19 protein-coding genes and 1 tRNA gene are annotated in these 21,585 nt (G+C 71.1%); 14 read left to right on the top strand and 6 right to left on the bottom strand.

The window, feature by feature from the left end:
• The first annotated feature begins 71 nt into the window (after positions 1–71).
• The 8 genes from FCN18_RS18605 to FCN18_RS18570 all read left to right on the top strand — a co-directional run bounded on the left by FCN18_RS18605 (position 72) and on the right by FCN18_RS18570 (position 8,046).
• Positions 72–1,421: an MFS transporter gene (locus FCN18_RS18605; protein WP_112264766.1), complete on the top strand. Its 1,350-nt coding sequence runs from the start codon at positions 72–74 to the stop codon at positions 1,419–1,421.
• The gene (locus tag FCN18_RS18600; RefSeq protein WP_112264768.1) at positions 1,418–3,151 is read left to right on the top strand and encodes a dihydroxyacetone kinase family protein; all 1,734 of its coding nucleotides are present in this window, start codon (positions 1,418–1,420) and stop codon (positions 3,149–3,151) included. The genes FCN18_RS18605 and FCN18_RS18600 overlap by 4 nt, the downstream gene beginning before the upstream one ends.
• An 8-nt stretch (positions 3,152–3,159) precedes the next feature.
• Positions 3,160–3,630 (top strand): ribose-5-phosphate isomerase, encoded by a 471-nt coding sequence (locus FCN18_RS18595; protein WP_137095705.1) that lies wholly within the window; start codon positions 3,160–3,162, stop codon positions 3,628–3,630.
• Complete coding sequence (locus FCN18_RS18590) at positions 3,624–4,352, top strand: triose-phosphate isomerase family protein (protein WP_137095704.1); 729 nt, start codon at positions 3,624–3,626, stop codon at positions 4,350–4,352. Before FCN18_RS18595 ends, FCN18_RS18590 begins: the two co-directional genes overlap by 7 nt.
• Complete coding sequence (locus FCN18_RS18585; protein ID WP_137095703.1) at positions 4,352–5,149, top strand: sugar phosphate isomerase/epimerase family protein; 798 nt, start codon at positions 4,352–4,354, stop codon at positions 5,147–5,149. The genes FCN18_RS18590 and FCN18_RS18585 overlap by 1 nt, the downstream gene beginning before the upstream one ends.
• Positions 5,146–5,994 (top strand): phosphogluconate dehydrogenase C-terminal domain-containing protein, encoded by an 849-nt coding sequence (locus tag FCN18_RS18580; RefSeq protein ID WP_137095702.1) that lies wholly within the window; start codon positions 5,146–5,148, stop codon positions 5,992–5,994. The genes FCN18_RS18585 and FCN18_RS18580 overlap by 4 nt, the downstream gene beginning before the upstream one ends.
• Before the next feature lie 14 nt (positions 5,995–6,008).
• Positions 6,009–6,842, top strand: a complete 834-nt coding sequence (locus tag FCN18_RS18575) for an aldo/keto reductase (RefSeq protein ID WP_112264778.1) — start codon at positions 6,009–6,011, stop codon at positions 6,840–6,842.
• 148 nt (positions 6,843–6,990) lie between these two features.
• The gene (locus FCN18_RS18570; RefSeq protein ID WP_112266581.1) at positions 6,991–8,046 is read left to right on the top strand and encodes a sigma-70 family RNA polymerase sigma factor; all 1,056 of its coding nucleotides are present in this window, start codon (positions 6,991–6,993) and stop codon (positions 8,044–8,046) included.
• On the opposite strand, the gene FCN18_RS18565 is transcribed toward FCN18_RS18570, so the two are convergent.
• Positions 7,987–8,544: a TIGR03086 family metal-binding protein gene (locus FCN18_RS18565; protein ID WP_137095701.1), complete on the bottom strand. Its 558-nt coding sequence runs from the start codon at positions 8,542–8,544 to the stop codon at positions 7,987–7,989. The genes FCN18_RS18570 and FCN18_RS18565 overlap by 60 nt on opposite strands.
• 179 nt (positions 8,545–8,723) lie before the next feature.
• Positions 8,724–9,440 carry an SIS domain-containing protein gene (locus tag FCN18_RS18560; protein ID WP_113643154.1) on the bottom strand — a complete coding sequence of 239 codons (717 nt, stop codon included), beginning with the start codon at positions 9,438–9,440 and terminating at the stop codon, positions 8,724–8,726.
• A 155-nt stretch (positions 9,441–9,595) separates the two neighbouring features.
• Here FCN18_RS18560 and FCN18_RS18555 point away from each other — a divergent pair, with 155 nt between their 5' ends.
• Positions 9,596–10,768 carry a sialidase family protein gene (locus tag FCN18_RS18555; RefSeq protein ID WP_113643155.1) on the top strand — a complete coding sequence of 391 codons (1,173 nt, stop codon included), beginning with the start codon at positions 9,596–9,598 and terminating at the stop codon, positions 10,766–10,768.
• A 3-nt stretch (positions 10,769–10,771) separates the two neighbouring features.
• Here the strand turns inward: FCN18_RS18555 and FCN18_RS18550 are convergent, their stop codons facing one another.
• Positions 10,772–12,400, bottom strand: coding sequence for an amidohydrolase (locus tag FCN18_RS18550; protein WP_137095700.1), 1,629 nt, complete (start codon positions 12,398–12,400; stop codon positions 10,772–10,774).
• A 92-nt stretch (positions 12,401–12,492) separates the two neighbouring features.
• Positions 12,493–13,470 carry a DUF2382 domain-containing protein gene (locus FCN18_RS18545; RefSeq protein ID WP_137095699.1) on the bottom strand — a complete coding sequence of 326 codons (978 nt, stop codon included), beginning with the start codon at positions 13,468–13,470 and terminating at the stop codon, positions 12,493–12,495.
• 208 nt (positions 13,471–13,678) lie between these two features.
• Here FCN18_RS18545 and FCN18_RS18540 point away from each other — a divergent pair, with 208 nt between their 5' ends.
• Positions 13,679–14,350, top strand: coding sequence for an SDR family NAD(P)-dependent oxidoreductase (locus FCN18_RS18540; RefSeq protein WP_137095698.1), 672 nt, complete (start codon positions 13,679–13,681; stop codon positions 14,348–14,350).
• 49 nt (positions 14,351–14,399) lie between these two features.
• On the opposite strand, the gene FCN18_RS18535 is transcribed toward FCN18_RS18540, so the two are convergent.
• A complete protein-coding gene (locus FCN18_RS18535) occupies positions 14,400–15,035 on the bottom strand; it encodes a TetR/AcrR family transcriptional regulator (protein ID WP_137095697.1) in 636 nt (211 codons plus the stop codon).
• A gap of 22 nt (positions 15,036–15,057) precedes the next feature.
• Here FCN18_RS18535 and FCN18_RS18530 point away from each other — a divergent pair, with 22 nt between their 5' ends.
• On the top strand, positions 15,058–15,534 hold the full coding sequence (locus FCN18_RS18530) for an SRPBCC family protein (RefSeq protein ID WP_113643160.1): 477 nt from the start codon (positions 15,058–15,060) through the stop codon (positions 15,532–15,534).
• 149 nt (positions 15,535–15,683) lie between these two features.
• Here FCN18_RS18530 and FCN18_RS18525 read toward each other — a convergent pair.
• A tRNA-Thr gene (locus FCN18_RS18525) sits at positions 15,684–15,759 on the bottom strand.
• 224 nt (positions 15,760–15,983) lie between these two features.
• Here FCN18_RS18525 and FCN18_RS18520 point away from each other — a divergent pair.
• The 3 genes from FCN18_RS18520 to otsB are packed head-to-tail and all read left to right on the top strand — an operon-like array spanning position 15,984 to position 21,535.
• Positions 15,984–17,498 carry a threonine/serine exporter family protein gene (locus tag FCN18_RS18520; RefSeq protein ID WP_112264819.1) on the top strand — a complete coding sequence of 505 codons (1,515 nt, stop codon included), beginning with the start codon at positions 15,984–15,986 and terminating at the stop codon, positions 17,496–17,498.
• A gap of 23 nt (positions 17,499–17,521) precedes the next feature.
• Positions 17,522–18,967 carry an alpha,alpha-trehalose-phosphate synthase (UDP-forming) gene (locus FCN18_RS18515; protein WP_112264820.1) on the top strand — a complete coding sequence of 482 codons (1,446 nt, stop codon included), beginning with the start codon at positions 17,522–17,524 and terminating at the stop codon, positions 18,965–18,967.
• 36 nt (positions 18,968–19,003) lie between these two features.
• Positions 19,004–21,535, top strand: coding sequence for a trehalose-phosphatase (otsB, locus tag FCN18_RS18510; RefSeq protein WP_112264822.1), 2,532 nt, complete (start codon positions 19,004–19,006; stop codon positions 21,533–21,535).
• The last annotated feature ends 50 nt before the right edge of the window (positions 21,536–21,585 follow it).

Here is a 21,585-nt window from a genome sequence, read left to right as displayed (position 1 = left end):
ACACTGGGCCGTTTCGGTTACGCGTGCTTAGCATCGCCGCAATCTTCAGCGCGTGTCAGGAGTGTGTCGACGTGGACGCCACCCAGCAGTCCCCAGTTGAGCGCTCGGCGATCAGAAAGGTCGCCGTGCGGCTCGTGCCCTTCGTGGCACTCATGTTCTTCATCAACTACCTCGACCGGACCGCGATCTCGTTCGCGGGCCCGAACGGGATGAACGACGATCTCGGGCTCACCGCCGCCCAGTACGGCTTCGCCTCCGGGGTCTTCTTCATCGGTTACATCCTGCTCGAGGTGCCGAGCAACATCGCACTGCACCGCTTCGGCGCCCGCAAGTGGCTCGCGCGGATCATGGTGTCGTGGGGCGTCGTCTCGCTGCTGTTCACCTGGGTGGACAGCGTCGGCGGCCTCTACACGCTGCGCCTGCTGCTCGGCATCGCCGAGGCCGGGTTCTTCCCCGGCGCGATCCTGTTCCTGTCGCTGTGGGTGCCGGCGCGGCACCGGAGCAAGATCCTCGCGCTGTTCTACCTCGCGCAGCCGCTCACGACGGTCATCGGCGCCCCGCTCGCGGGCGCGCTCATCGAGCAGCATGGCGTGTTCGGCCTCGAGGGCTGGCGCTTCATGTTCCTGTGCGTCTCGGTGCCCGCGATCGTCGTCGGCATCGCGACCTGGTTCTACCTGAGCGACCGGCCCGCCGACGCGAAATGGCTGACGCAGGCCGAAAAGGACTGGCTCACCGCCGAGCTGGAGGGTGAGGCGAAGAACAAGACGGGCGCAACCTCCCACAAGGGCGGCATCCTGGCCGCGCTGCGCAGCGGTCGCGTGTGGACGCTCGCGCTCATCTACTTCGGCTTCATCTACGGCCTCTACGCGCTCGCGTTCTTCCTGCCGACGATCATCAGCGGCTTCGAGGAGGGCTTCGGCACCACGTTCACGGTGCTCGAAAAGGGCCTCATCACCGCGATCCCGTACGTGCCCGCGGCGATCGTGCTGTACCTGTGGTCGCGGGACGCGACCAGGCGCGGCCTGCAGACGTGGCACATCGCGCTGCCCGCGCTCGTCGGCGGCGTGAGCGTCCCGATCGCGCTGTTCATGGGCTCGCCCGCGGCGACGATCGTGGTCATCACCATCACCGCGTGCGCCATCTTCGCGGCACTGCCCAACTTCTGGACCGTGCCCGCGCAGTTCCTCACCGGTGCGGCCGCCGCGGTGGGCATCGCGCTCATCAACACGTTCGGCAACATCGCCGGGTTCGCCGCCGGGTACGTCACCGGCTTCCTCAACGACGCCACGGGCTCCTACGTCGTGCCCATGTTCGTCGTCGGCGGGCTGATGGTGCTCTCCGCGGTGCTGATGGTGGCGCTGGCCAAGCGCGGCCGCGCGCAGACCGGTGACCTCGACGAGAGAGCGGTGACCAAGGCATGACCAGGCTGTACAACGACCCTGCGGAGTTCGCGGGCGAGGTGCTCGACGGCTTCGTCGCGGCACACCAGCGGTGGGTCCGGCGCGTGCCGGGCGGCGTGGTCCGCAACACGGCCAAGACGCCGGGGCAGGTCGCGGTGCTCGTCGGCGGCGGCTCCGGCCACTACCCGGCGTTCACCGGGCTCGTCGGCCAGGGTCTCGCCCACGGCGCGGTGTCGGGCAACATCTTCGCCTCGCCCTCCGCGCAGCAGGCGTGCTCGGTGGCGAGGGCCGCCGAGAGCGGCGGCGGCGTGCTGCTGCTGTTCGGCAACTACGCGGGCGACGTGCTCCACTTCGGACACGCGGCGGAGATCCTGACCCAGCAGGGCATACCCACGAAGGCGTTCGCGGTCACCGACGACGTGTCGAGCGCGCCCGCCGACCAGACCGCAAAGCGGCGCGGCGTCGCGGGCGACCTCACCGTGTTCAAGGCCGCCGCCGCGGCCGCCGAGGCTGGGCTGGACCTCGACGAGGTGTACCGCGTCGCCGAGCGCGCCAACGACCGCACCCGCTCGCTCGGCGTCGCGTTCTCCGGCTGCACACTGCCGGGCGCCGACGCGCCACTGTTCACGGTCCCCGAGGGGAAGATGGCCGTGGGCATGGGCATCCACGGCGAACCCGGCATCGGCGAGGCCGACGTGCCGAGTGCCGACGGGCTGGCCGAGCTGTTCGTGCGGACACTGCTCGCCGACCTGCCCTCCGACATCACCGACGTGCGCGGGCAGCGGGCCGGCGTGATCCTCAACGGGCTCGGCACCGTGAAGCACGAGGAGCTGTTCGTCGTCTACCGGCGCGTGGCGCAGCTGCTCGCCGAGGCGGGCGTCGAGGTGGTGGACCCCGAGGTCGGCGAGTTCGTCACGAGCTTCGACCTCGCCGGTGCCTCGCTGACCCTGTTCTGGCTGGACGACGAGCTGGAGCGGTACTGGACGGCCCCCGCCGACGCGCCCGCGTTCCGCAAGGGCTCGCTCACCCCGGCGCCGCCCGCGCCCGAGGACCTCGCCGTGGAGTCGGCCGAGCAGACCGTGCCGGAGGCGAGCGAGGAGTCGCGGGAGGCCGCACGCGTGGTGTTCACCGCGCTGGAGGCCGTACGCAAGGTGATCGACGGCAACGCCGACGAGCTGGGCCGGATCGACGCGGTCGCGGGCGACGGCGACCACGGCATCGGCATGCAGCGCGGCGCGGTCGCCGCCGTGGACGCCGCGCGGGAGGCGCTGCGGCTCGGCGCCGGTGCGGGCACGCTGCTCGCGCTCGCGGGCGACGCGTGGGCCGACAAGGCAGGCGGCACGTCAGGCGCGCTGTGGGGCCTGCTGCTCCGGTCCATCGCGAACACGCTGGGGGACAAGGAGAAGCCCACCGCCGCGGCCGTGAGCGAGGGCGTCGCGGCCGGGCTGGAGAACGTGCTCAGGGTCGGCGGGGCGCGGGTCGGCGACAAGACTCTGGTCGACGTGCTGGCGCCCTTCGCCGAGACGCTCGCGACAGCGGTCGGCGAGTCGAGGGGACTCACCGAGGCGTGGGGCCGTGCGGCCGAGCAGGCCGACGCCGCCGCGAAGGCGACGGCGGACCTGGTTCCGAAGATCGGCAGGGCCAGGCCGCTCGCCGAGAAGAGCGTGGGAACGCCCGATGCGGGCGCGGTGTCGCTGGCGTTGATCACCGACGTCGTGCACGGCGTGCTCGCCGAGAGGAAAGGTGTGTGATGGCTGGGATGGCTCAGAGGTGGCGCATCGTGGTCGGGTCGGACGACGCCGGCTTCGACTACAAGGAGGCGTTGAGGGCGGACCTGGAGGCGAGTGAGCTCGTCGAGTCCGTTGTGGACGTGGGAGTCGACGCGGAGGGGCACACCCCGTACCCGACCGTCGCGGTCACCGCGGCCGAGCTGATCGCCAAGGGCGAGGCCGACCGGGCCCTGCTCGTGTGCGGCACCGGCCTCGGCGTGGCGATCTCGGCCAACAAGGTGCCCGGCATCCGCGCCGTCACCGCGCACGACAGCTTCTCCGTCGAGCGTTCCGTGCTGAGCAACAACGCTCAGGTGCTCACGTTCGGCCAGCGCGTGATCGGCCTGGAGCTGGCCCGCAGGCTCGCCCGCGAGTGGCTCACCTACACCTTCGACGAGAACTCAGCGTCAGCCAAGAAGGTGCAGGTGCTCACCGACTACGAGAGCGTGGGTTCGTGCTGAGCCTTGGCATCAGCCTGAAGCTGTACTTCTCCCACGCCAGGACACTGGCGTGGAGCAGGGACGTGGCCGCGCTCGCCGGCCACGAGGCGATCGAGGGCGGGCACGCCGAGCTGTTCGTGCTCCCCTCGTTCCCCAGCATCCCGGCGGTGGCCGAGATCTTCGCGGGCACGCCGGTGCGGGTGGGCGCCCAGGACCTGTGCGCCGACGACAGCGGCGCGTTCACCGGCGAGGTGGGTGGGCCGCTGCTGCGCGAGCTCGGCTGCGCCTACGCCGAGGTGGGCCACGCCGAACGGCGACGCCTCTACGGCGAGGACGACGCGACCGTCGCCCGCAAGACGGCGGCGGCGCTACGCAACGAGCTGGTGCCGGTGCTGTGCGTCGGCGAGCCCGGCCGCGTGCCCGCCTCGGACGCCGCCGCAGCGTGCGTCGCCGAGGTGGAGTCCGCGCTCGGCGGCTCGGCGGGCCCGGTGGTGGTGGCCTACGAGCCGCACTGGGCGATCGGCGCCGAGGAGCCCGCGCCGGAGTCGCACATCGCCGAGGTGTGCGGCACGCTCAAGGACAGCCTCGGCGTCCGCGTGATCTACGGCGGCAGCGCCGGGCCGGGCCTGCTGTCGCGGCTCGGCAGGTCGGTCGACGGCCTGTTCCTCGGCCGGTTCGCGCACGACCCCGCCGCCGTGGGGAAGATCCTGGACGAGGCGCTGACACTGGCGAAGGGATCCTGATGGCCATCGGACTGAGCACCTACGCGTTCTTCTGGCGCATCTCCGACCGCGCCGAGAAGCCGCTGACGCTCGCGCAGCAGCTCGAGCAGACCAGGGAGCTCGGCGCGGACGTCTTCCAGATCTGCGACCACGCCCCGGTCGAGCGGCTGTCCACAGTGGAGCTGCGGGAACTGCGCTCGGTGGCCCGCGACCTCGGCGTGACCCTCGAACTCGGCACCCGGGGCGTGCGGCCGGAGCACCTGAAGCGTTACCTCGACCTCGCCGAGGCGCTGGACGTGACGCTCGTGCGCAGCATGCTGTACTCCGCCACCGACCGGCCGACGCTCGCCGAGGCCACCGAGTGGCTGCGCGAAACCGTGCCCGGCTACGCGGAGCGCGGTGTGACGCTCGCGCTGGAGACCTACGAGCAGGTGGCCTCGGCCGACCTCGTGGACGTGGTGGAGGCCGTCGGCAGTGACCACCTCGGCATCTGCCTCGACCCCGCCAACTGCGTGGCCAACCTGGAGCACCCCAGGCAGGTCGTGGAGACCACCGCCCGGCACGTGGCCAACCTCCACGTCAAGGACTTCGACTTCGCCCGGCAGGCGGGCTGGGTCGGGTTCACGCTCTCGGGCTGCAGGCTCGGCGAGGGGCGCCTCGACTACGGCGCCATGATCGAGCGGGTCAAGCCCGCCGAGAAGAACATCAACCAGATCGTGGAGCACTGGCTTCCGCTGCAGGACGACTTCGAGGCGACCTGCCGGCTGGAGGACGAGTGGACGCGGCACAGTGTGGAATTCCTAAGGAGCAACTCATGACCACGGTCACCGTTGTCGGCGCCGGCGGCAAGATGGGCCAGCGCGTCTCCAACAACCTCGCGAAGAGCGACTACCGGGTGCTCTACAGCGAGAACTCGCCCAAGGGGCAGGAACTGCTGCGGAGCCAGGATCGCGAGCTCGCCGACTCGGCCGAGGCCGCGCGCGAGAGCGACGTCGTGATCCTCGCAGTGCCGGACGTCGTGCTGGGCAAGGTTTCCGAGGCGCTCGTGCCGGAGCTGAAGCCGGGCGCGATCGTGCTGACCCTGGACCCGGCGGCGGCGTACGCGGGCCTGCTGCACAAGCGCGACGACATCGAGTACGCCGTGGCACACCCGTGCCACCCTTCGGTGTTCCTCGAGCGCACCACGAAGGAGGAGTACGCAGACACGTTCGGCGGCATCGCGGCGCCGCAGGAGGTGGTCGCCGCGTTCGAGTCGGACAACGAGACCGCGCGCAAGCTCGCCGACGACGTCATTCGCGTGATGTACGCGCCCGTGGTGGACGTCCACTGGGTGACCGTGAAGCAGCTCGCGGTGCTGGAGCCCACGCTGGTGGAGACGGTGGCCTGCATGGTGGGCTCGCTGCTCAACGAGGCCCTGCACGAGACGGTGCACACCGTCGGCGTCCCCGAGTCCGCCGCGCGCGCGATGCTGCTCGGCCACGTGCAGGTGGCGCTCACCAACACCCTGCGCGGGTCGAACCCGTTCTCCGACGCGTGCCTCATCGCGATGGACTACGGGCGCGAGACGATCGTCAAGGACGACTGGAAGAAGATCTTCGACGACAGCGAGCTCGACAAGGTGATCGCGCGGATGCTCAAGATCGACGCGGTGAAGCGCTCCTGACCCACAATGGGGCCATGCGCTATCTCCGGCTCGGCCCCGGCGACCGGCTGCCCGTCCTCGGTCAGGGCACCTGGCACATGGGTGAACGCGGACGTGACCGGGAGGCCGAGGTCGAGGCCCTGCGAGCGGGCCTCGACCTCGGCCTCACCCTCATCGACACCGCGGAGATGTACGGCGACGGCGGGGCCGAGGAGGTCGTCGCCGAGGCGATCGCGGGCCGCCGCGACGAGACGTTCCTGGTGAGCAAGGTCCTGCCGCACAACGCGAGCCTGCGCGGCACGATCGAGGCGTGCGAGCGCAGCCTTCGCCGCCTCGGCACCGACCGGCTCGACCTGTACCTGCTGCACTGGCGCGGCGGGCACCCGCTGGCGGAGACGCTGCGGGCGCTGGAACGGCTCCGCGCGGACGGCAAGATCCGGCACTACGGGGTCAGCAACTTCGACCGCGACGACCTGCGCGAGACGTGGCGGACGCCGTGCGGTGAGCACGTGGTGACCGACCAGGTGCTCTACAACCTCACGCGGCGCGGCCCGGAGTTCGACCTGCTGCCCTGGTGCCGGGAGCGCGGGGTACCGGTGATGGCGTACTCGCCGATCGAGCAGGGCAGGCTGTTGCGTGACCGGGTGCTCGCCGAGGTCGCGGAGCGGCACGGCGCGACGCCCGCGCAGATCGCGATCGCGTGGGTGCTCCACCAGCCGGGGGTGTGCGCGATCCCGAAGGCGGCGACCCGCGAGCACGTGGAGCAGAACGCGGCGGCCCTCGAGGTGCGCCTCACGCAGGAGGACCTCTCGGCCCTGGACACCCGCTTCCCCCCGCCGACCCGCCCGGAACCCCTCGAAATGCTGTAGCCCATCTGCAGTGAAGGCCACCATGCCTGCGCCCAACGCAGTGAAGGTGGCCTTCACTGCGGATGGGTCGGATGGCGAGCCCGAGCTCATCGACGGCCCTCGCGATTAGTTCTTCCTGTCGGTGGGGTCTGTCAGGATGAGGACCTCGATGCAGCGAAAGGGCACGGCCATGCCGCACACCAAGGTGGACGACGAGTTCCTGCGCCAGGCGGATCCGTTCCGGCGGGAGCTGCTCGCGCACTGCTACCGCATGCTCGGCTCGGCACACGACGCCGAGGATCTGGTGCAGGAGACGTACCTGCGCGCCTGGCGGGCCTACGACAGGTTCGAGGGCCGCTCGTCGCTGCGCACCTGGCTGCACCGCATCGCCACCACGGCGTGCCTGACGGCGCTGGAGAGCAGGAGCAAACGCCCCATGCCCACCGGGCTCGGCGGCGGCAGCGCCGATCCCGGCGACGACCTCGCCGACCGGCCGGAGGTTCCGTGGTTGGAGCCGATCCCCGACGCGCTGGCGGGCACCGCGCAGAGCGACCCCGCCACGATCGTCACCGAGCGGGAGAGCATCCGCCTCGCACTCGTCGCGGCGCTGCAGCACCTGCCACCCCGGCAGCGGGCGGTCCTGATCCTGCGCGACGTGCTCAAGTGGCGGGCGGCCGAGGTCGCCGAGGCCGTCGGCGTCACCACCACGGCCGTCAACAGCATCCTGCAGCGGGCCCGCGCCCAGCTCGCGCAGGCGTCACCGACGCCGGACGACGTCGAGGAGCCGGCCGCGGCGGAGCAACGCGAGCTGCTCGAGAAGTACGTCGACGCGTTCGAGCGCAAGGACGTCACCGCGCTCGTCGAGCTGTTCACCGCCGACATCGTGTGGGAGATGCCGCCCTTCGCGTCCTGGTATTCCGGCGCCACCGACGTGGGCACGCACCTGGCCGAGCGCTGCCCGGCCCGCCCGGGTGGCGTGCTCATGGTGCCGGTCGAGGCCAACGGGCAGCCCGCGTTCGCCCAGTACCTGCGGGACCCCGAGAGCGGTGACTTCCGCGCCTTCACGCTGCAGGTGCTCACGCTGACCCGCGGCGGGATCAGCCACGTCGCCAACTTCATGGACACGCGGCTGTTCGAGCTGTTCGGCCTGCCGCTCACGCACCCGTCAGCCGGGGTCTCGGCCGAGGAAGGCCAACAGCCGGTCGCAGGCGCCGGCCAGCGGTGAGACCGCGACCGGCGCGGCGAACCGCGCGGGCCGGTCGGCACCGCTGACGAACAGCGGCGAGAGCTCCAGCAGCTCGCGCGCGAGGGCTCGCGGGATGGGCCGGTCCGTGTCGCAGGCGCGGGCGACGTCCCAGCCATGCACGGCGACCTCGATTGCACCGGCACCCGCGACGAGGTCGCCGGGCAGCGGACTGCCCGCGACGGAGATCGTGCCCGCGCCCCCGGTGGCGGTCCACTCACCCATGAGGTGACAGGCCCGCTCGCGCAGCGCGCCCACGAGGTCGGCAGGGTGGGCTCGGCCGGGCGGATCGAGCGCGACGACGCCGAGGTCCGCGGCCTCGGACAACGCGAGCAGCGAGTCGTCCAGGTGCCCGAGCAGGTCGCCGAGGTCCCAGAGCCGGCACGGTGTCGCCCGGGGCAGCGCATCGAGGCTGACCAGGCGCAGGCTCCCGAGTGTGTAGCCGATCGCCCGTTCGAGCAGGTCCAACCCGTCGCCCATCGCCCACCTCCGTCAGGAGTACAGACAGACGGAACCGCGCAAACTCATCGCGAGTCCCCCGCTCCCGACCGCGAGTCCCCCGCTCCCGACCGCGAGTCCCCCGCTCCCGACCGCGAGTCCCCCGCTCCCGACCGCGAGTCCCCCGCTCCCGACGGCGAGTCGCCCGTTCCCGACGGCGGCTAGAGCCCGAGGTTCAGCTCCGGAATCCGGTCCGCATACCGGGCGACCAGCTCCGCGTTGCGCTCGTCGCCACCAGGCACGTTCGCGCTCGTCCACAGCGGCAGCACCACGCCCCTTTCCTCGGCGAGCCCGTCGAGAGCCGCGAGCAACGCCGACCACAGGTACGCGCCGAGGATCGTCGACACCGCCGCCGTCCGAGGTGAGGCAGCCGGATGCACCACGTCGCCCGGCGGCACCCCGGTGTCGAGCACCACCGTCGCGTGGTCGGAGAGCCGCGTGCCGGACCGGTCGCTCGCCTGTGCCGATGCCGCCAGCGACGTCACCGCGATCACCGGGACGCCCCTCGCCAGCGCCGTCTGCGCGATCTCCACCGGGTATGGGTTGCGTCCGCTCGTCGAGAACACGACCACCACGTCGGCGGGCGTCGGCGCCGTCGCCTCGATCAACGCCCGCCCGCGCCCCGGCTCCCGCTCCGCGCCCGAGCTGCGCAGCGCCCCCATCAGCGGCAGCACCTGCGGATCCCACAGCGGCCGGACCGCGGCGAGCCCGCCCGCGCGGTAGAACGTCTCGCACACCATCGCCAGGGAATGCCCGGCACCGGCGGCGTAGACGAGGCCGTCGCCCGCCACGGCTTCGAGCACCAGGGTCGCCGCCCGTTCGATGTCCCCGTGCTGCGCGTCGAGCCCGTCGAGCAGCGCGCGAACGTCCTCCCGCATGCTGGCGCCTCCTTCGATCGCCTGGCCACGCTAGAGCTCGCCGACGCCATTCGTCGAGACCAATTCGGATCTTGACCACCGTCCGCGAACCACTCTAGGTTCCTAGATAGGACGTCCTATGTCTAGCTCCTCGCCCCGCAGCAAGGAGGCTGTCGATGCCCGCCGTATCCCGCCGCACCGCCCTCTCCCTCGCCGGAGCCACCGTGGCCGGCCTCGCGCTTGCACCATCCGCCACCGCGGCGACCCGCGCCGCGTCGGTGCCGTTCACGTCGGGCACCGAGGGCTACCACACCTTTCGCATCCCCGCGCTCGTCCGCACGACCTCCGGCGAACTGCTCGCGTTCGCGGAGGGTCGCGTCGAGTCGGCAGGCGACACCGGTGCGATCGAGGTGGTGCTGCGCCGCTCCGCCGACGGCGGGCGCACGTGGGGGCCGCTCTCCGTGGTGTCGAGCAATGGCGACGCCACCGCGGGCAACCCGGCCCCGGTCGTGCTGAGCAATGGCGAGATCGTCCTGCTCACCACCCGCAACGGCCGCGTGACCGAACGGGAGATCATGGAGGGCACGGTGTCCGAAGAGGACACCAGAAGGGTGTTCGTGCAGCGCAGCACCGATGACGGGCACACGTTCTCCCCGGCGAGGGAGATCACGGCGGAGGCGAAGGAACCCGGCTGGCGCTGGTACGCCACCGGCCCCTGCCACGCCATCCAGCTGCGGCACGGCAAGCACGTGGGCCGCATCGTGGTGCCCGCCAACCACTCCGCCTCGCCGCAGGCGGGCTCACCCGACACCGGGGCCGAGGCGAAGTACTACGGCGGGCACTGCCTGCTCAGCGACGACGGCGGGCACACGTGGCGCATCGGCTTCACCGACACCCGCACCGACGGCTGGATCGCCGCCAACGAGACCACCGTCGCCGAACTGCCCGACGGCAGGCTGTACTTCAACAGCCGCGACCAGGGCGAATCGCCCGCACATCGCCTCGACGCCTACAGCAGCGACGGCGGCGAGACGCTCGACGCGCCCTACCGCGAGCAGCCCGGGCTCGCGGGCCCTCGCGTGCAGGGCAGCGTGTTGCAGACGTCCAGGGGTGACGTGCTGCTGTTCGCCGGACCGTCCGATCCGGACGCTCGTCGCGCGATGAGTGTCCGGGTCAGCGACGACCGGGGCCGCACGTGGCGGACGGCGCACACCGTGTCCGACGCGCCCGCCGCGTACTCCGATCTGGTGCAGCTCGACGCGCGCACCGTCGGCCTGCTCTACGAGACCGGGATCGGCGGCAGCTACGAGACGATCGCCTTCGAGCGGCTGCCGATCCCGCTTCCCTGACGCTCAGCTCGGCGCGTTCCCGAACTTCTCCGCCCCGTGCACGGCGCGGCCCGCGACGAACGTCGCCAGCACGCCGATGTCGCCGATCCGCTCGCTGGGCACGGTGGTGGGGTCGTCATCGAGGAGCACCATGTCCGCGAACGCTCCCGCCGCGAGGTGGCCTCGCTCGTGCTCCTGACCGGCCGCGTAGGCCGAATGGAGGGTGTATGCCCGCAGCGCCTCCTCGGCGTCCACCCGCTCGTCGGCGCTCAGGACCGCACCGGCCTTGGTGGTGCGCTCGACCATCGAGCGGATACCGAGCAGCGGCGCTCCGGCCGAAACGCACGGCCGGTCGGAGCTGCCGGGCACCCGCAGCCCGACGTCCACAAAGGACTTGTGCCGGTAGAGCCACGGCACCCGGTCCTCGCCGATCGCCTCGGCCATCGTGTCGCCGATCTCGTACAGGAACCGGGCCTGCGGCACCGGGACGACGTCGAGCGCGGCCATCCTCGCGAGCTGCTCGGGACGCACCATCGCGGCGTGCTCGATGCGGTGCCGCACGCCGGGCCTCGGCAGCACGCGCTGGGCCTCCTCGAAGGTGTCGAGCGTGAGGTCGATCGCGCGGTCCCCGATCGCGTGCGCGGCGATGCGCCAGCCACCCCTGTGCGCGGCGAGCATGCGTTCGCGCAGCACGTCGGGGTCGTCGCCGAGCACGCCCAGCCCGCCGTGCCCGCAGAACGGCTCCGTGACCGCGGCGGTGCGGCTCGACAGCGCGCCGTCGGTGAAGATCTTCATCGGCCCGATGCGCAGGAAGTCGTCGCCGAAACCCGTGCGCAGACCCAGATCGAGGCCGAAGGCGTCGCCGTGCAGCGGGTGCAGCACCTCGCTGGCGGGCATGAGCTCCACCCGCAGCGGCAGGAGCCCGCGCTGTCGCGCCACCTGGTAGGCCGCGGCCTCCGCCGGGCTGTGCCCGATCCAGCCACCACCGATCCCGGCCTCGGTGACGTGGGTGAGGCCCTCGGCGACGTAGACGCGCGCCGCCCGGTCGATAGCCTCCACCAGCTCCTCGACGGGGTACGGCTTCACGAGCGCGTCGACCAGCTGCTGCGCCTGCTCGGCGAGCAGGCCCGTCGGCGCGCCGTCGTCGTCGAGCTCCACGACGCCGCCCTCGGGCACCGTCGCGGAGCCGTCCAGCACCCCGGCCTGCGCGAGGATGGCACTGCTCGCAACGCACATGTGCGCCGAACGGTGCTTCAGCCACACCGGCCTGCCGCCACCGGCCCGGTCGAGCGCGGCGCGGTCGGGATGCCCGCCGAGCACGAAGTCGTCGTAGCCGGAGCCGATGACCCAGCCGTTGGACGGCAGGTTCGCCGCCCGCGCCGCGACCGCGTCGTAGACCTCCTCCGGCGTGCGGCAGACCGAAAGGTCCAGCTCCGCCAGCGAAAGGCCGAACCACACCATGTGGTTGTGCGCGTCGGCGAAGCCGGGCGTGAGCACGGCGCCGTCGCCATCGACGACGTGCCGCGCGGTCAGCCCCTCGACCTCCTCGTCCACCCCGACGATTCGTCCGTTCAGCACGCCGACCGTGTGCGCGCGGGGCCGGTCGCCGGTCAGGGTCAGCGCCCGCACGTCACGCAGCAGCAAGTCCAGCATCCGTGTCCTCTCACGCCAGGTTGTCGTACCGTCAACGGCAGCCTAGGCGCACGGTGCACGGCCGGGGCCGTGCACCGTCGAGGACGCGGACCTCAGTGCTGCCGGCGGTCCTTCTTGGCGGAGTCGTCGTCGACCTCGATCTGCTCCTTGCGGACCTCGTCGGTGATGGTCTGCTCCTCGGTGACCTGCTCGGTGCCGATGCGCACACGCTCCACCGGCACCGTCTCCTTCTTCACGACGGGGCGCTCGGCGTGCAGGACGACCTCCTGCTCCTCCTCGCCGATCTTGGCCTTGCCGTCGTGGACGCCGTCGGTGATCGGCTCGCGCTCGATCCGCACCTCCTCGTGGCTGACGGGCACGCTCACCCGCTGCTCCTCCGTGACGACGTGCTTACGCAGGCGCACGCGGCCGGTCTCGACCTGCTCGGTGGAGACCTTGAGCTGCTCCTCGCTGCGCGTCATCGTCTCGCCGGCGGTGGCACTCGAACGGTCCCGCTGCTGGCCGCGCAGGCTGTCGGCGCCCGCCATGCGCTGGCCCTGGGCCTGCTGACCGGACCGCGCGGTCGTCTGTCCGGTCGCCTGCCCGGTCTGCTGGGCGGCCGCGTGCCTGCCGCTGGGGCCGGTCTGTGGCATGGACTCGGGCGCCTGGCCCGACTGGTTGGACAGCCCGGTGTCGGAGCGCGTGCCCATGCCCTGCATGCCTGCCATCGACTGGCGCTCGTCCTTGCCACGGCGGGCGTTCTCCATGGTGCTACGAGGCGCGGGCAGGTCGTAGTAGCGGTAGAGCTCGACGCTCTCCTCCTGCGAGAGGTGCCCGTCGGCGTCGATCCTCGGCGCGTCGGACACCTTGTCCTTCGCGACCTGGACGTGGAGCCCGTCGGAGTCGAGGCTGGCGCCACGGAGAGGCACGAAGCTCTCCTTCTGTCCGAACATGCCGGTCCGCACCGTGACCCATTCGGGCTCGTGTGTGTCGTCGGCGAGGTAGACGGTGCCCACCTTGCCGATCTTGCTTCCGCGCTGGTCGACGACCGTGCTGTCGACAAGATCGTCCGGCCTCATGGTGTGGGTCATGATCACGGTTCCTCTCGGTTGCCGTTGTCACTGACCCGATGGGGATCCAGGTACTGAGCGAGTGCCCGATGCCCCGGGGCGGCAACCGTCTAACCGCTCATGTGGGTGAACCCGCTGACCTGCCAGCGGAAGGCGGCTCCTGCCCTCGGCAGTCGCGCACGGGAACACTGTGGCATCGGCCCGGAATCCCGCGTTCCCGAGGAGCCCCATGCGCGACCGATGCCCGCAGGACGCGCCGTTGCGTTCCAGCCGGGACTCCCCGCCCGGAAGGCTCGCCGTGGTGACCGATGGCGGCCACTACCTCGGCCGCGCGATCGCGCTCAGGCTGGCCGAGTCCGGGTGGGACTGCCTGGTAGCCGGACCCGACGAGACCGAGCTGACGATGACGGCCAAGTCGACCTCGGCATCCGCCTGCACGATCGCGGTGTGCCCATGTGACGTCGCGAGCCAGGACGGCAGGCACAGGTTGACCTCCCTCGCGACGAGCATGACCGAGAGCATCGCGCTTCTCGTCAACGTCGGGCCTCACGAAGACCCACGAACCGTCCGGGCACTTTGCGGATGGGCCATGGAGCAGGCGGGGCACACCGGCGGCTCCGTGGTCAACGTCGGGCGCGGGCTGGCGGCGCTGACTCGCGAGTTCGCGGTCGTCGCCGCTCGCTGGAACGTCCGCGTCAACACCGTCGCGCCCGGCATGATCAAGACTCCCGAGCACGACGTCAGTCCCGAGCTGGCCCAGCTGTTGTGTGACGCGACGCCGTTGCGGCGGCTCGGCACTCCCGACGACGTCGCCGCCGTGGTGGAGTTCCTCGCTTCCGACGACGCCGCGTTCGTCACCGGTGCCGAATGGGTCGTCGACGGCGGCTGGTCGGTGTGGTGAGGCTCTGTTCCGGTTGAACCGCTCGAGGAAGCCTCCCGGGTCCGGGGCGTCAGCGGGGCCCACCGGCGGTCGAGTTCGATTGGTCGAGCCGGAGCGCCGCAGCCGCATGGTCGAACCACGCGGCGAGGAACCGCTCGGGGTCCGTGTCGCCGGGCGTGTGGCCGATGAGCGTGTCGAGGATCGGGTAGTAGGTCAGCGACGCGAGGAGCACGGCCGCCGTCGCGTCCGGATCGGCCACCTCCGCCTCGCCCCGCTCGCACAGTCCGGCGATCCACTCGCCGCAGACGCGGTAGAGGTGGGCGAGCACGCCCTGCCACATCCGCTCGAACAGCTCCGGGAAGCCACCGAACTCGCGGATCATGATCCTGATCAGGTCCCGTTCGCTGTCCATGACCGTCCACACGACGTCCGCGAGGAGCTTCAGCGCCTCCCTCGGGTCCGCGGGTAGTTCGGCTACCGCCTCGGCGTGCTTCCTCGCGAGCGTCTCGACGTTGCGCGTGACGGCGTGTTCGAGCAGCGCCTTCTTCGAGGGGAAGTGCTTGTAGAGCGCGCCGGATCCACGCGTGAGCCCGCAGGCGACCTGGATGTCCACGACCGACGTCGCGTCGTAGCCGCGGCTGGCGAAGAGCCTGATGGCCTCGTCGAGGATGCGCTGTCGCGTCTCGCCGGGCGTTGTTCGAGCCATAGAAAGAGAGTACTCTCTTACCATGGCTCGAGTGACGGTGGAGCGGACCGTCCGGTGCACGCCAGAGGAATTCCTCGCGCTGGTGATGGACGCCGAGCGGTACGCGCAGATCGACGACAAGCTGGGACGCATCGACTGGGTGCGCCGCGACGGAGACATCACGCAGTTCAAGTTCCGTTCGCGGCTGCCCGGCCTGCCGGGGCCCGCGCCGAAGGTCGTCTCGCGGATGCGACTCACCCCGGGCGAGCGGGTCGACATCGAGTACGCCCCGCCGCCGCACAACCGCCTCGTCCGCAGGCTCTCCACCTTCGCGGCGAGCTTCGTCTGCGAGCCCGCGGAGGACGGCACGAAAGTGACCAGGTCGATCGAGATCGGCTTCCCGCCCGCGCTGCGCTGGCTGACCGAGCCGCTCCTGCGCCGGGCACTGCGCCCCGACGTCGAGCGTGAGATCGACGGCGCGAAGGAACTTCTGGAGCGGACAAGACGGAAAGGACAGTGAGCCGGCCGGCGTTCAGCTCGCGGCGGCTCCAACCCGGTGAGGACCGCGCGACCTCCTGACGAAGCCGCGCGGACTTCGGGACCTCAGCGCAGAGGGTGCACGTCACAGGTCAACTGGGCACGTTTTCCCACGTCAGAACGTAATCTGGATGGAGCCGGCAACAGGACTCGAACCTGCGACCTGCTGTTTACAAGACAGCTGCTCTACCAACTGAGCTATACCGGCCTGGCTCGCGGACACACGAGCGCGGGCCCACTATATCCGCCACCGGCTCGCCCGAGAGCGCCCGGCCGCGCGTGTTCGCCCGACTGCCGCACGGCCGGCGGAAAGTTAGATTGGTCGCCGGTCGCGGTCAACGAAAAACGTGGCGGACGCCACGGTGGTCAGCATGCAACGGCCGGAGCGCGCCGGTCGATGCTACGCGCGGGAAACCAGTAAGGAGGTGGCTGATGAAACTACGGCCGCGCGCGAAAACGGCGCTGAACCGCCGGCACGCGTGGCAGATCCTGGAAGCACCGGCCGAGGAGCGGGCAGAGAAGCGAGTCCCACGGCAACAGCGCGGCCGCATGCTGCGCCAGCGAGCCTGGCACATCCTCGAAGCGCCGACCGGCGAGCTTCCCGTGGTCGAGCCCCCCGCGACCATGGGCCCCGAACTCCCCGACGAAGCGACCCTGCATCTGGTCCTCGACCTCGTCGTCCGCATCGGCGAGGTCCAGATGGCCAGCGGCGCGGGCGCCTCCGACGTGACCGCGACGATCCTTGCCCTGACACGCGCCCTCGGTCTACCCCACTGTGAGGTGGACGTCATTTTCACGTCCATCACCGTCAGCTGCCATCGAGGCAGCGACCTCTCACCCGTGACGGCGGTGCGCGTGGTCCGCGCGCGCAGCCTCGACTACACGCGGCTCTCCGACACCGAGCGCCTCGTGCAGCGGCTCCTGCGCAACACGATCAGCGCGGAGGAGGGCTACGCCGAGCTGCACCGCATCACCAACGCGAAGCACCCGTACCCGCGCTGGGTGTCCACCCTTGCCTGGGGCGGCATGGCGGCCTCGATCTCACTGCTGCTGGGCGCCTCGGGCTGGGCGGCGATGGTCGCGTTCGTGATCAGCGCCGTCGTCGACCGCGTCGGCCGCATCCTGAACAAGCTGTCGCTGCCGTTCTTCTTCCAGCAGGTGGTCGGCGGGTTCGTCGCCACGCTGGCGGCGATCACCTTCGTCAACCTCGACATCATCCCCGAGGACCGGCCGACGCTCGTGGTCGCCGCGGCACTGACCGTGCTCCTCTCCGGGCTCTCCACGGTGTCGGCGGTGCAGGACGCGATCACCGGCTACTACGTCACGGCGGCGGGCCGAAGTCTCGAGGTCGCGCTGATGAGTGCCGGGCTGATAACCGGCGTCGCGGCGGCGATCGGGCTCGCGGAACGCCTCGGCGTCGAGCGCACGCCGATCCCCGCGATCGACGCGCTCACGGCCGTGAACCTGCCCATCGTGATCCTCGCCGGTAGCGGCGCGGCCGCGTGCTTCGCCCTCGCGTCGTACTCCAGCCTGCGCCCGATGGCGGTTGCGGCGGCGGCGGGCGCCGTGGGCGCGGGTGCCTACGGGGCGCTGACGATGACGGACTCCAGCCAGATCATCGCCTCCGCCCTCGCCGCCACCCTGGTGGGTCTCGGCGGCGGCGTGCTCGCCCGCAGGCTGCGGGTGACCCCGCTCGTGGTCGCTGTGTCCGGCATCACGCCACTGCTTCCCGGTTTCGCGACGTACCGCGGCCTGTCGCAGCTGGCGGACTTCGGCACGGCGACCCAGCTCATGGAGGCGGTCGCAATCGGCCTGGCACTGGCCGCGGGCGTGGTGCTCGGCGAGTGGCTCGCGCAGCCGCTGCGCACCGGCCTCGGCAGGCTCGAGCGCAAACTCGCCGGCCCCCGGATGGCCGGTCCGCTGGATGCTGGAAGCCGTCTGGAGTAAGCACATCGCGATAGTGTTTTCACATGCCCGCGACAGCCACGAAGTCCGAAGCACGCGCCGAGTTCGTCGTCGTCGCCAACCGGTTACCGGTGGACCTCGACCGTGCTGAAGACGGCACTCGGCGTTGGACACAGAGCCCCGGTGGTCTCGTGTCCGCGCTGGAGCCGTTCCTTCGCTCCCGCAAGGGGGCCTGGGTGGGCTGGCCCGGGGTTCCGGACGTCGAGGTGGACGAGTTCAGCGACGACGGACTCGTCCTCCATCCGGTGACACTCACCTCCACCGACGTCCGCGACTACTACGAGGGTTTCTCCAACGCCACGCTGTGGCCGCTCTACCACGACGTGGTCGCCAGGCCGATCTTCGACCGAGGCTGGTGGGAGAGCTACGTCCGCGTCAACCGGCGCTTCGCCGAGGCCAGCGCGGCGGTGGCGGGCGAGGGCGCCACCGTGTGGGTGCAGGACTACCAGCTCCAGCTCGTGCCGAGCATGCTCCGCGAGCTACGGCCCGACCTCCGGATCGGCTTCTTCCTGCACATCCCGTTCCCGCCGGTCGAGCTGTTCATGCAGATGCCGTGGCGAGCGGAGATCGTGCGCGGGCTCATCGGCGCCGACCTCGTGGGCTTCCACCGGCCGGGCGGCGCGCAGAACTTCCTGTGGCTGGCCCGGCAGCTGATCGGCCTGGAGCCCAGCAGAGGTTCGGTCGGCGTCCGCTCGAGACCCGGCATGGTGCAGGTGGGCGACCGCACCGTTCGCGTCGGCGCGTTCCCGATCTCGATCGACGCCGCAGGGCTCGACTCGCTCGCCCGCACCAAGGCCGTTGCCGACCGGGCCGCTCAAGTCCGCAGCGACCTCGGCAACCCGGAGACGATCCTCCTCGGCGTCGACCGCCTCGACTACACCAAGGGCATCGACCTGCGCCTGCAGGCCTTCCACGAGCTGCTGCAGGAGGGCAGGGTCAAGCCCGAGAACGTGACGTTCGTCCAGCTCGCCACCCCGAGCCGTGAGCGCGTGGAGCACTACCAGCGCATGCGCGGGGAGATCGAGCAGATGGTGGGCCGCATCAACGGTGAGTTCGCCCGCGTGGGTCACCCGGTCGTGCACTACCTTCACCAATCGGTCAACCGGACGGAGCTCGCGGCGTTCTTCTCCGCCGCCGACGTCATGGTGGTGACCCCGCTGCGTGACGGCATGAACCTGGTCTGCAAGGAGTACGTGGCGTGCAGGCACGACCTCGGCGGGGCGCTCGTCCTGTCCGAGTTCGCCGGCGCCGCGGCCGAGCTGAGCAGCGCGTTCCTGGTCAACCCGCACGACCTGGACGGGGTGAAGAATGCGCTGGAACAGGCTATTACGCTCGACCCCGCGGAAGGTCGGCGTAGGATGCGCGCCTTACGTCGTCAGGTCCTGACGCACGACGTCGACAGGTGGGCGCGCTCGTTCCTCGAAGCTCTCGGGTCCGAGACGGCCGCCTGACTCCCCAGACCACTGCGAACTCCTTGAGGAGGAGTGTTGACAGCCGAGGCCCTGCCCGCTGAGCTGCGGCGCGCGATCATGCAGATCGCCCGGACGCCGCGCCTGCTGGTCGCCTGCGACTACGACGGCACGTTGGCGCCGATCATGGAGAATCCGGACGAGGCACGCCCTCGTTCCGAGTCGGTCGGAGCGCTGCGCTCACTCGCCGGCCTCCACGAGACCACCACGGCCGTGATCTCCGGCCGCGCGCTGCGTGACCTCGCCACCCTGTCCCGCCTCCCCTCCGAGGTGCACCTCGTCGGCAGCCACGGCTCCGAGTTCGACATCGGCTTCGTCCACGAGCTCGACGCGCAGGCCCGCGACCTGCACCGCCGCATCGAGGAGGAGCTGGACCGGCTCATCGAGGGCGTCGCGGGCGCGTCGCTGGAGGTGAAGCCGGCGAGCATCGCCGTGCACGTCCGCCGCGCCTCGCGCGAGGACGCCGAGCGCATCGTCGACGCCGTCCACAATGGACCTTGCACGTGGGAGGGCGTGTCGACCACCGACGGCAAGGAGGTCGTCGAGCTCTCGGTTGTCCAGACCAACAAGGGTGCCGCGCTCGACACCCTCCGGCACCAGGTGGGCGCCACGGCGGCCGTGTTCATCGGCGACGACGTCACCGACGAGAAGGCGTTCGCTCGGCTCGCGGGCCCCGACCTCGGCATCAAGGTCGGCGACGGCGAAAGCCTTGCCCAGTACAACGTGGACGATCCAGAGCAGGTCGCCACCGTGCTCGCGTTCATGCTCGAGGAGCGGCGGAACTGGCTCTACGGCGAGCAGTCTCCGCCGATCGAGCGACTGTCGATGCTCGCCTCCGAACGCTCCGTGGCGCTGCTGACACCGGACGCGAAGCTCACCTGGCTGTGCCACCCCGGCCCGGACGCGCCCGCCGTGTTCGCCGACCTGCTCGGCGGCGAGAGCGCGGGCCACTTCTCGATCAAGCCGCACCGCAACGGGCTGCCGCTCGGCCAGCGCTACCTGCCCAACACGATGACGGTGGAGACGCGCTGGTCGCGCCTGCTGGTCACCGACTACATGGAGCCGGAATGCCCCACCCACCGCACGGACATCGTGCGCGTCATCTCGGGTGAGGCGGCGGCGTCGATCGTGTTCGCGCCCCGCCCCGAGTTCGGTGGCGTGCCCGTGCGGCTGCTGCCGGAGGAGGACGGCCTGCGGGTGCTCGGCACGTCGGAACCGTTCGTGCTGCGCGCGCCGGGCGTCCAGTGGGAGATCACCAGCGACGGCCTGCACGACACGGCCAGCGCGCTCGTGCAGCCCGAGCCCGGCAGGCCGGTGGTGCTGGAGCTGCGCTGCGGGACGACCGACCTCGGCCCTCACGACCTGCCCGAGCTGGACCGCCGCGCCAGGGCCGGTGAGTACTGGAGCTCGTGGGCGATGACGCTGAAGCTGCCGACGGTGGAGCCGGAACTGGTGGCCCGTTCCGCGCTGACGCTGCGCGGGCTCGCCGACGCCGACACGGGCGGCGTGATGGCCGCGGCGACCACGTCGCTGCCCGAGGAGATCGGCGGCGTCCGGAACTGGGACTACCGGTACTGCTGGATCCGCGACGGCGCCATGACGGTGCGTGAGCTGGTGACGCTGGGCTCACTGGAGGAGGCCGACGGTTTCCTGCGCTGGCTGCACGGCGTGCTGTCGACGCTCGCCGGGCCAGAGCGCCTGCACCCGCTGTACACCCTGGCCGGCACACAGCTGGGCGCCGAGGCCGTGATCGACTCGCTGCCGGGATACAAGGGCTCGCGCCCCGTGCGCGTCGGCAACCTGGCGAACCACCAGGTACAGCTCGACGTGTTCGGCCCGGTGGTCGAGTTGGTGGTCACGCTGGCGGAGGCGCGCGGCATGCTGCGCGACGAGGACTGGCAGATGGTGCGCGCGATGGCCGAGGCGGTCAAGCGGCGCTGGAACGAGCCCGACCACGGCATCTGGGAGGAGCGGCACATGCCGCGCCACCGGGTGTACTCGCGGGTGATGTGCTGGCTGACGCTGGACCGGGCGATCAAGCTCGCCGACATCTACGACCGGCCGGTCCCGGCGGGCTGGCCGGAGCTGCGCGACGAGATCGCGGCGGACGTGCTGGAGAAGGGCTGGAACCCGGAGGTCAAGGCGTTCACCACGGCCTACGACGGCACGGATCTGGACGCGGCGTCGCTGTTCGTGGGGCTGTCCGGGCTGCTCGACCCGCAGGACGAGCGGTTCCAGCAGACGGTGACGGCGATCGAGGCCGAGCTGCGCAGCGGCTCGACGGTCTACCGGTACCACCGCGACGACGGCCTGCCGGGCGGCGAGGGCGGCTTCCACCTGTGTGCGGCGTGGATGATCGAGGCGTACCTGCTGACGGGCCGCCGCACGGAGGCGCAGGAGCTGTTCGAGCAGCTGGTCGACGCGGCGGGCCCGACGGGCCTGCTGCCGGAGCAGTACGACCCGATCGCGGAACGCTCGCTGGGCAACCACCCGCAGGCGTACTCGCACATCGGCCTGATCCGCTGTGCCCGCCTCCTAGCAGCCCAGTAACCCCTTCGCCTGCTCCTAACCGCAGTGAAGGCCACCTTGCCTGCGTTGAA

The organism is Prauserella endophytica (genome assembly GCF_005146945.1).
In the GTDB taxonomy this organism is placed as follows: domain Bacteria; phylum Actinomycetota; class Actinomycetes; order Mycobacteriales; family Pseudonocardiaceae; genus Prauserella_A; species Prauserella_A endophytica.
Note: the sequence above shows the minus strand (reverse complement) of the source record. Positions and strands in the feature narration are given on the sequence as shown.

Bases quoted from the DNA above. Each gene is read 5' to 3' on its own strand.
- FCN18_RS18565 (WP_137095701.1), bottom strand. From the start codon at position 8,544: ATGGGCGACGGGTTGGACCTGCTCGAACGGGCGATCGGCTACACACTC.
- FCN18_RS18580 (WP_137095702.1), top strand. From the start codon at position 5,146: ATGACCACGGTCACCGTTGTCGGCGCCGGCGGCAAGATGGGCCAGCGC.
- FCN18_RS18595 (WP_137095705.1), top strand. From the start codon at position 3,160: ATGGCTCAGAGGTGGCGCATCGTGGTCGGGTCGGACGACGCCGGCTTC.
- FCN18_RS18575 (WP_112264778.1), top strand. From the start codon at position 6,009: ATGCGCTATCTCCGGCTCGGCCCCGGCGACCGGCTGCCCGTCCTCGGT.
- FCN18_RS18585 (WP_137095703.1), top strand. From the start codon at position 4,352: ATGGCCATCGGACTGAGCACCTACGCGTTCTTCTGGCGCATCTCCGAC.
- FCN18_RS18545 (WP_137095699.1), bottom strand. From the start codon at position 13,470: ATGACCCACACCATGAGGCCGGACGATCTTGTCGACAGCACGGTCGTC.
- FCN18_RS18600 (WP_112264768.1), top strand. From the start codon at position 1,418: ATGACCAGGCTGTACAACGACCCTGCGGAGTTCGCGGGCGAGGTGCTC.
- FCN18_RS18560 (WP_113643154.1), bottom strand. From the start codon at position 9,440: ATGCGGGAGGACGTTCGCGCGCTGCTCGACGGGCTCGACGCGCAGCAC.
- FCN18_RS18540 (WP_137095698.1), top strand. From the start codon at position 13,679: ATGCGCGACCGATGCCCGCAGGACGCGCCGTTGCGTTCCAGCCGGGAC.
- FCN18_RS18550 (WP_137095700.1), bottom strand. From the start codon at position 12,400: ATGCTGGACTTGCTGCTGCGTGACGTGCGGGCGCTGACCCTGACCGGC.
- FCN18_RS18535 (WP_137095697.1), bottom strand. From the start codon at position 15,035: ATGGCTCGAACAACGCCCGGCGAGACGCGACAGCGCATCCTCGACGAG.
- FCN18_RS18555 (WP_113643155.1), top strand. From the start codon at position 9,596: ATGCCCGCCGTATCCCGCCGCACCGCCCTCTCCCTCGCCGGAGCCACC.
- FCN18_RS18515 (WP_112264820.1), top strand. From the start codon at position 17,522: ATGCCCGCGACAGCCACGAAGTCCGAAGCACGCGCCGAGTTCGTCGTC.
- FCN18_RS18570 (WP_112266581.1), top strand. From the start codon at position 6,991: ATGCAGCGAAAGGGCACGGCCATGCCGCACACCAAGGTGGACGACGAG.
- FCN18_RS18530 (WP_113643160.1), top strand. From the start codon at position 15,058: ATGGCTCGAGTGACGGTGGAGCGGACCGTCCGGTGCACGCCAGAGGAA.
- FCN18_RS18520 (WP_112264819.1), top strand. From the start codon at position 15,984: ATGAAACTACGGCCGCGCGCGAAAACGGCGCTGAACCGCCGGCACGCG.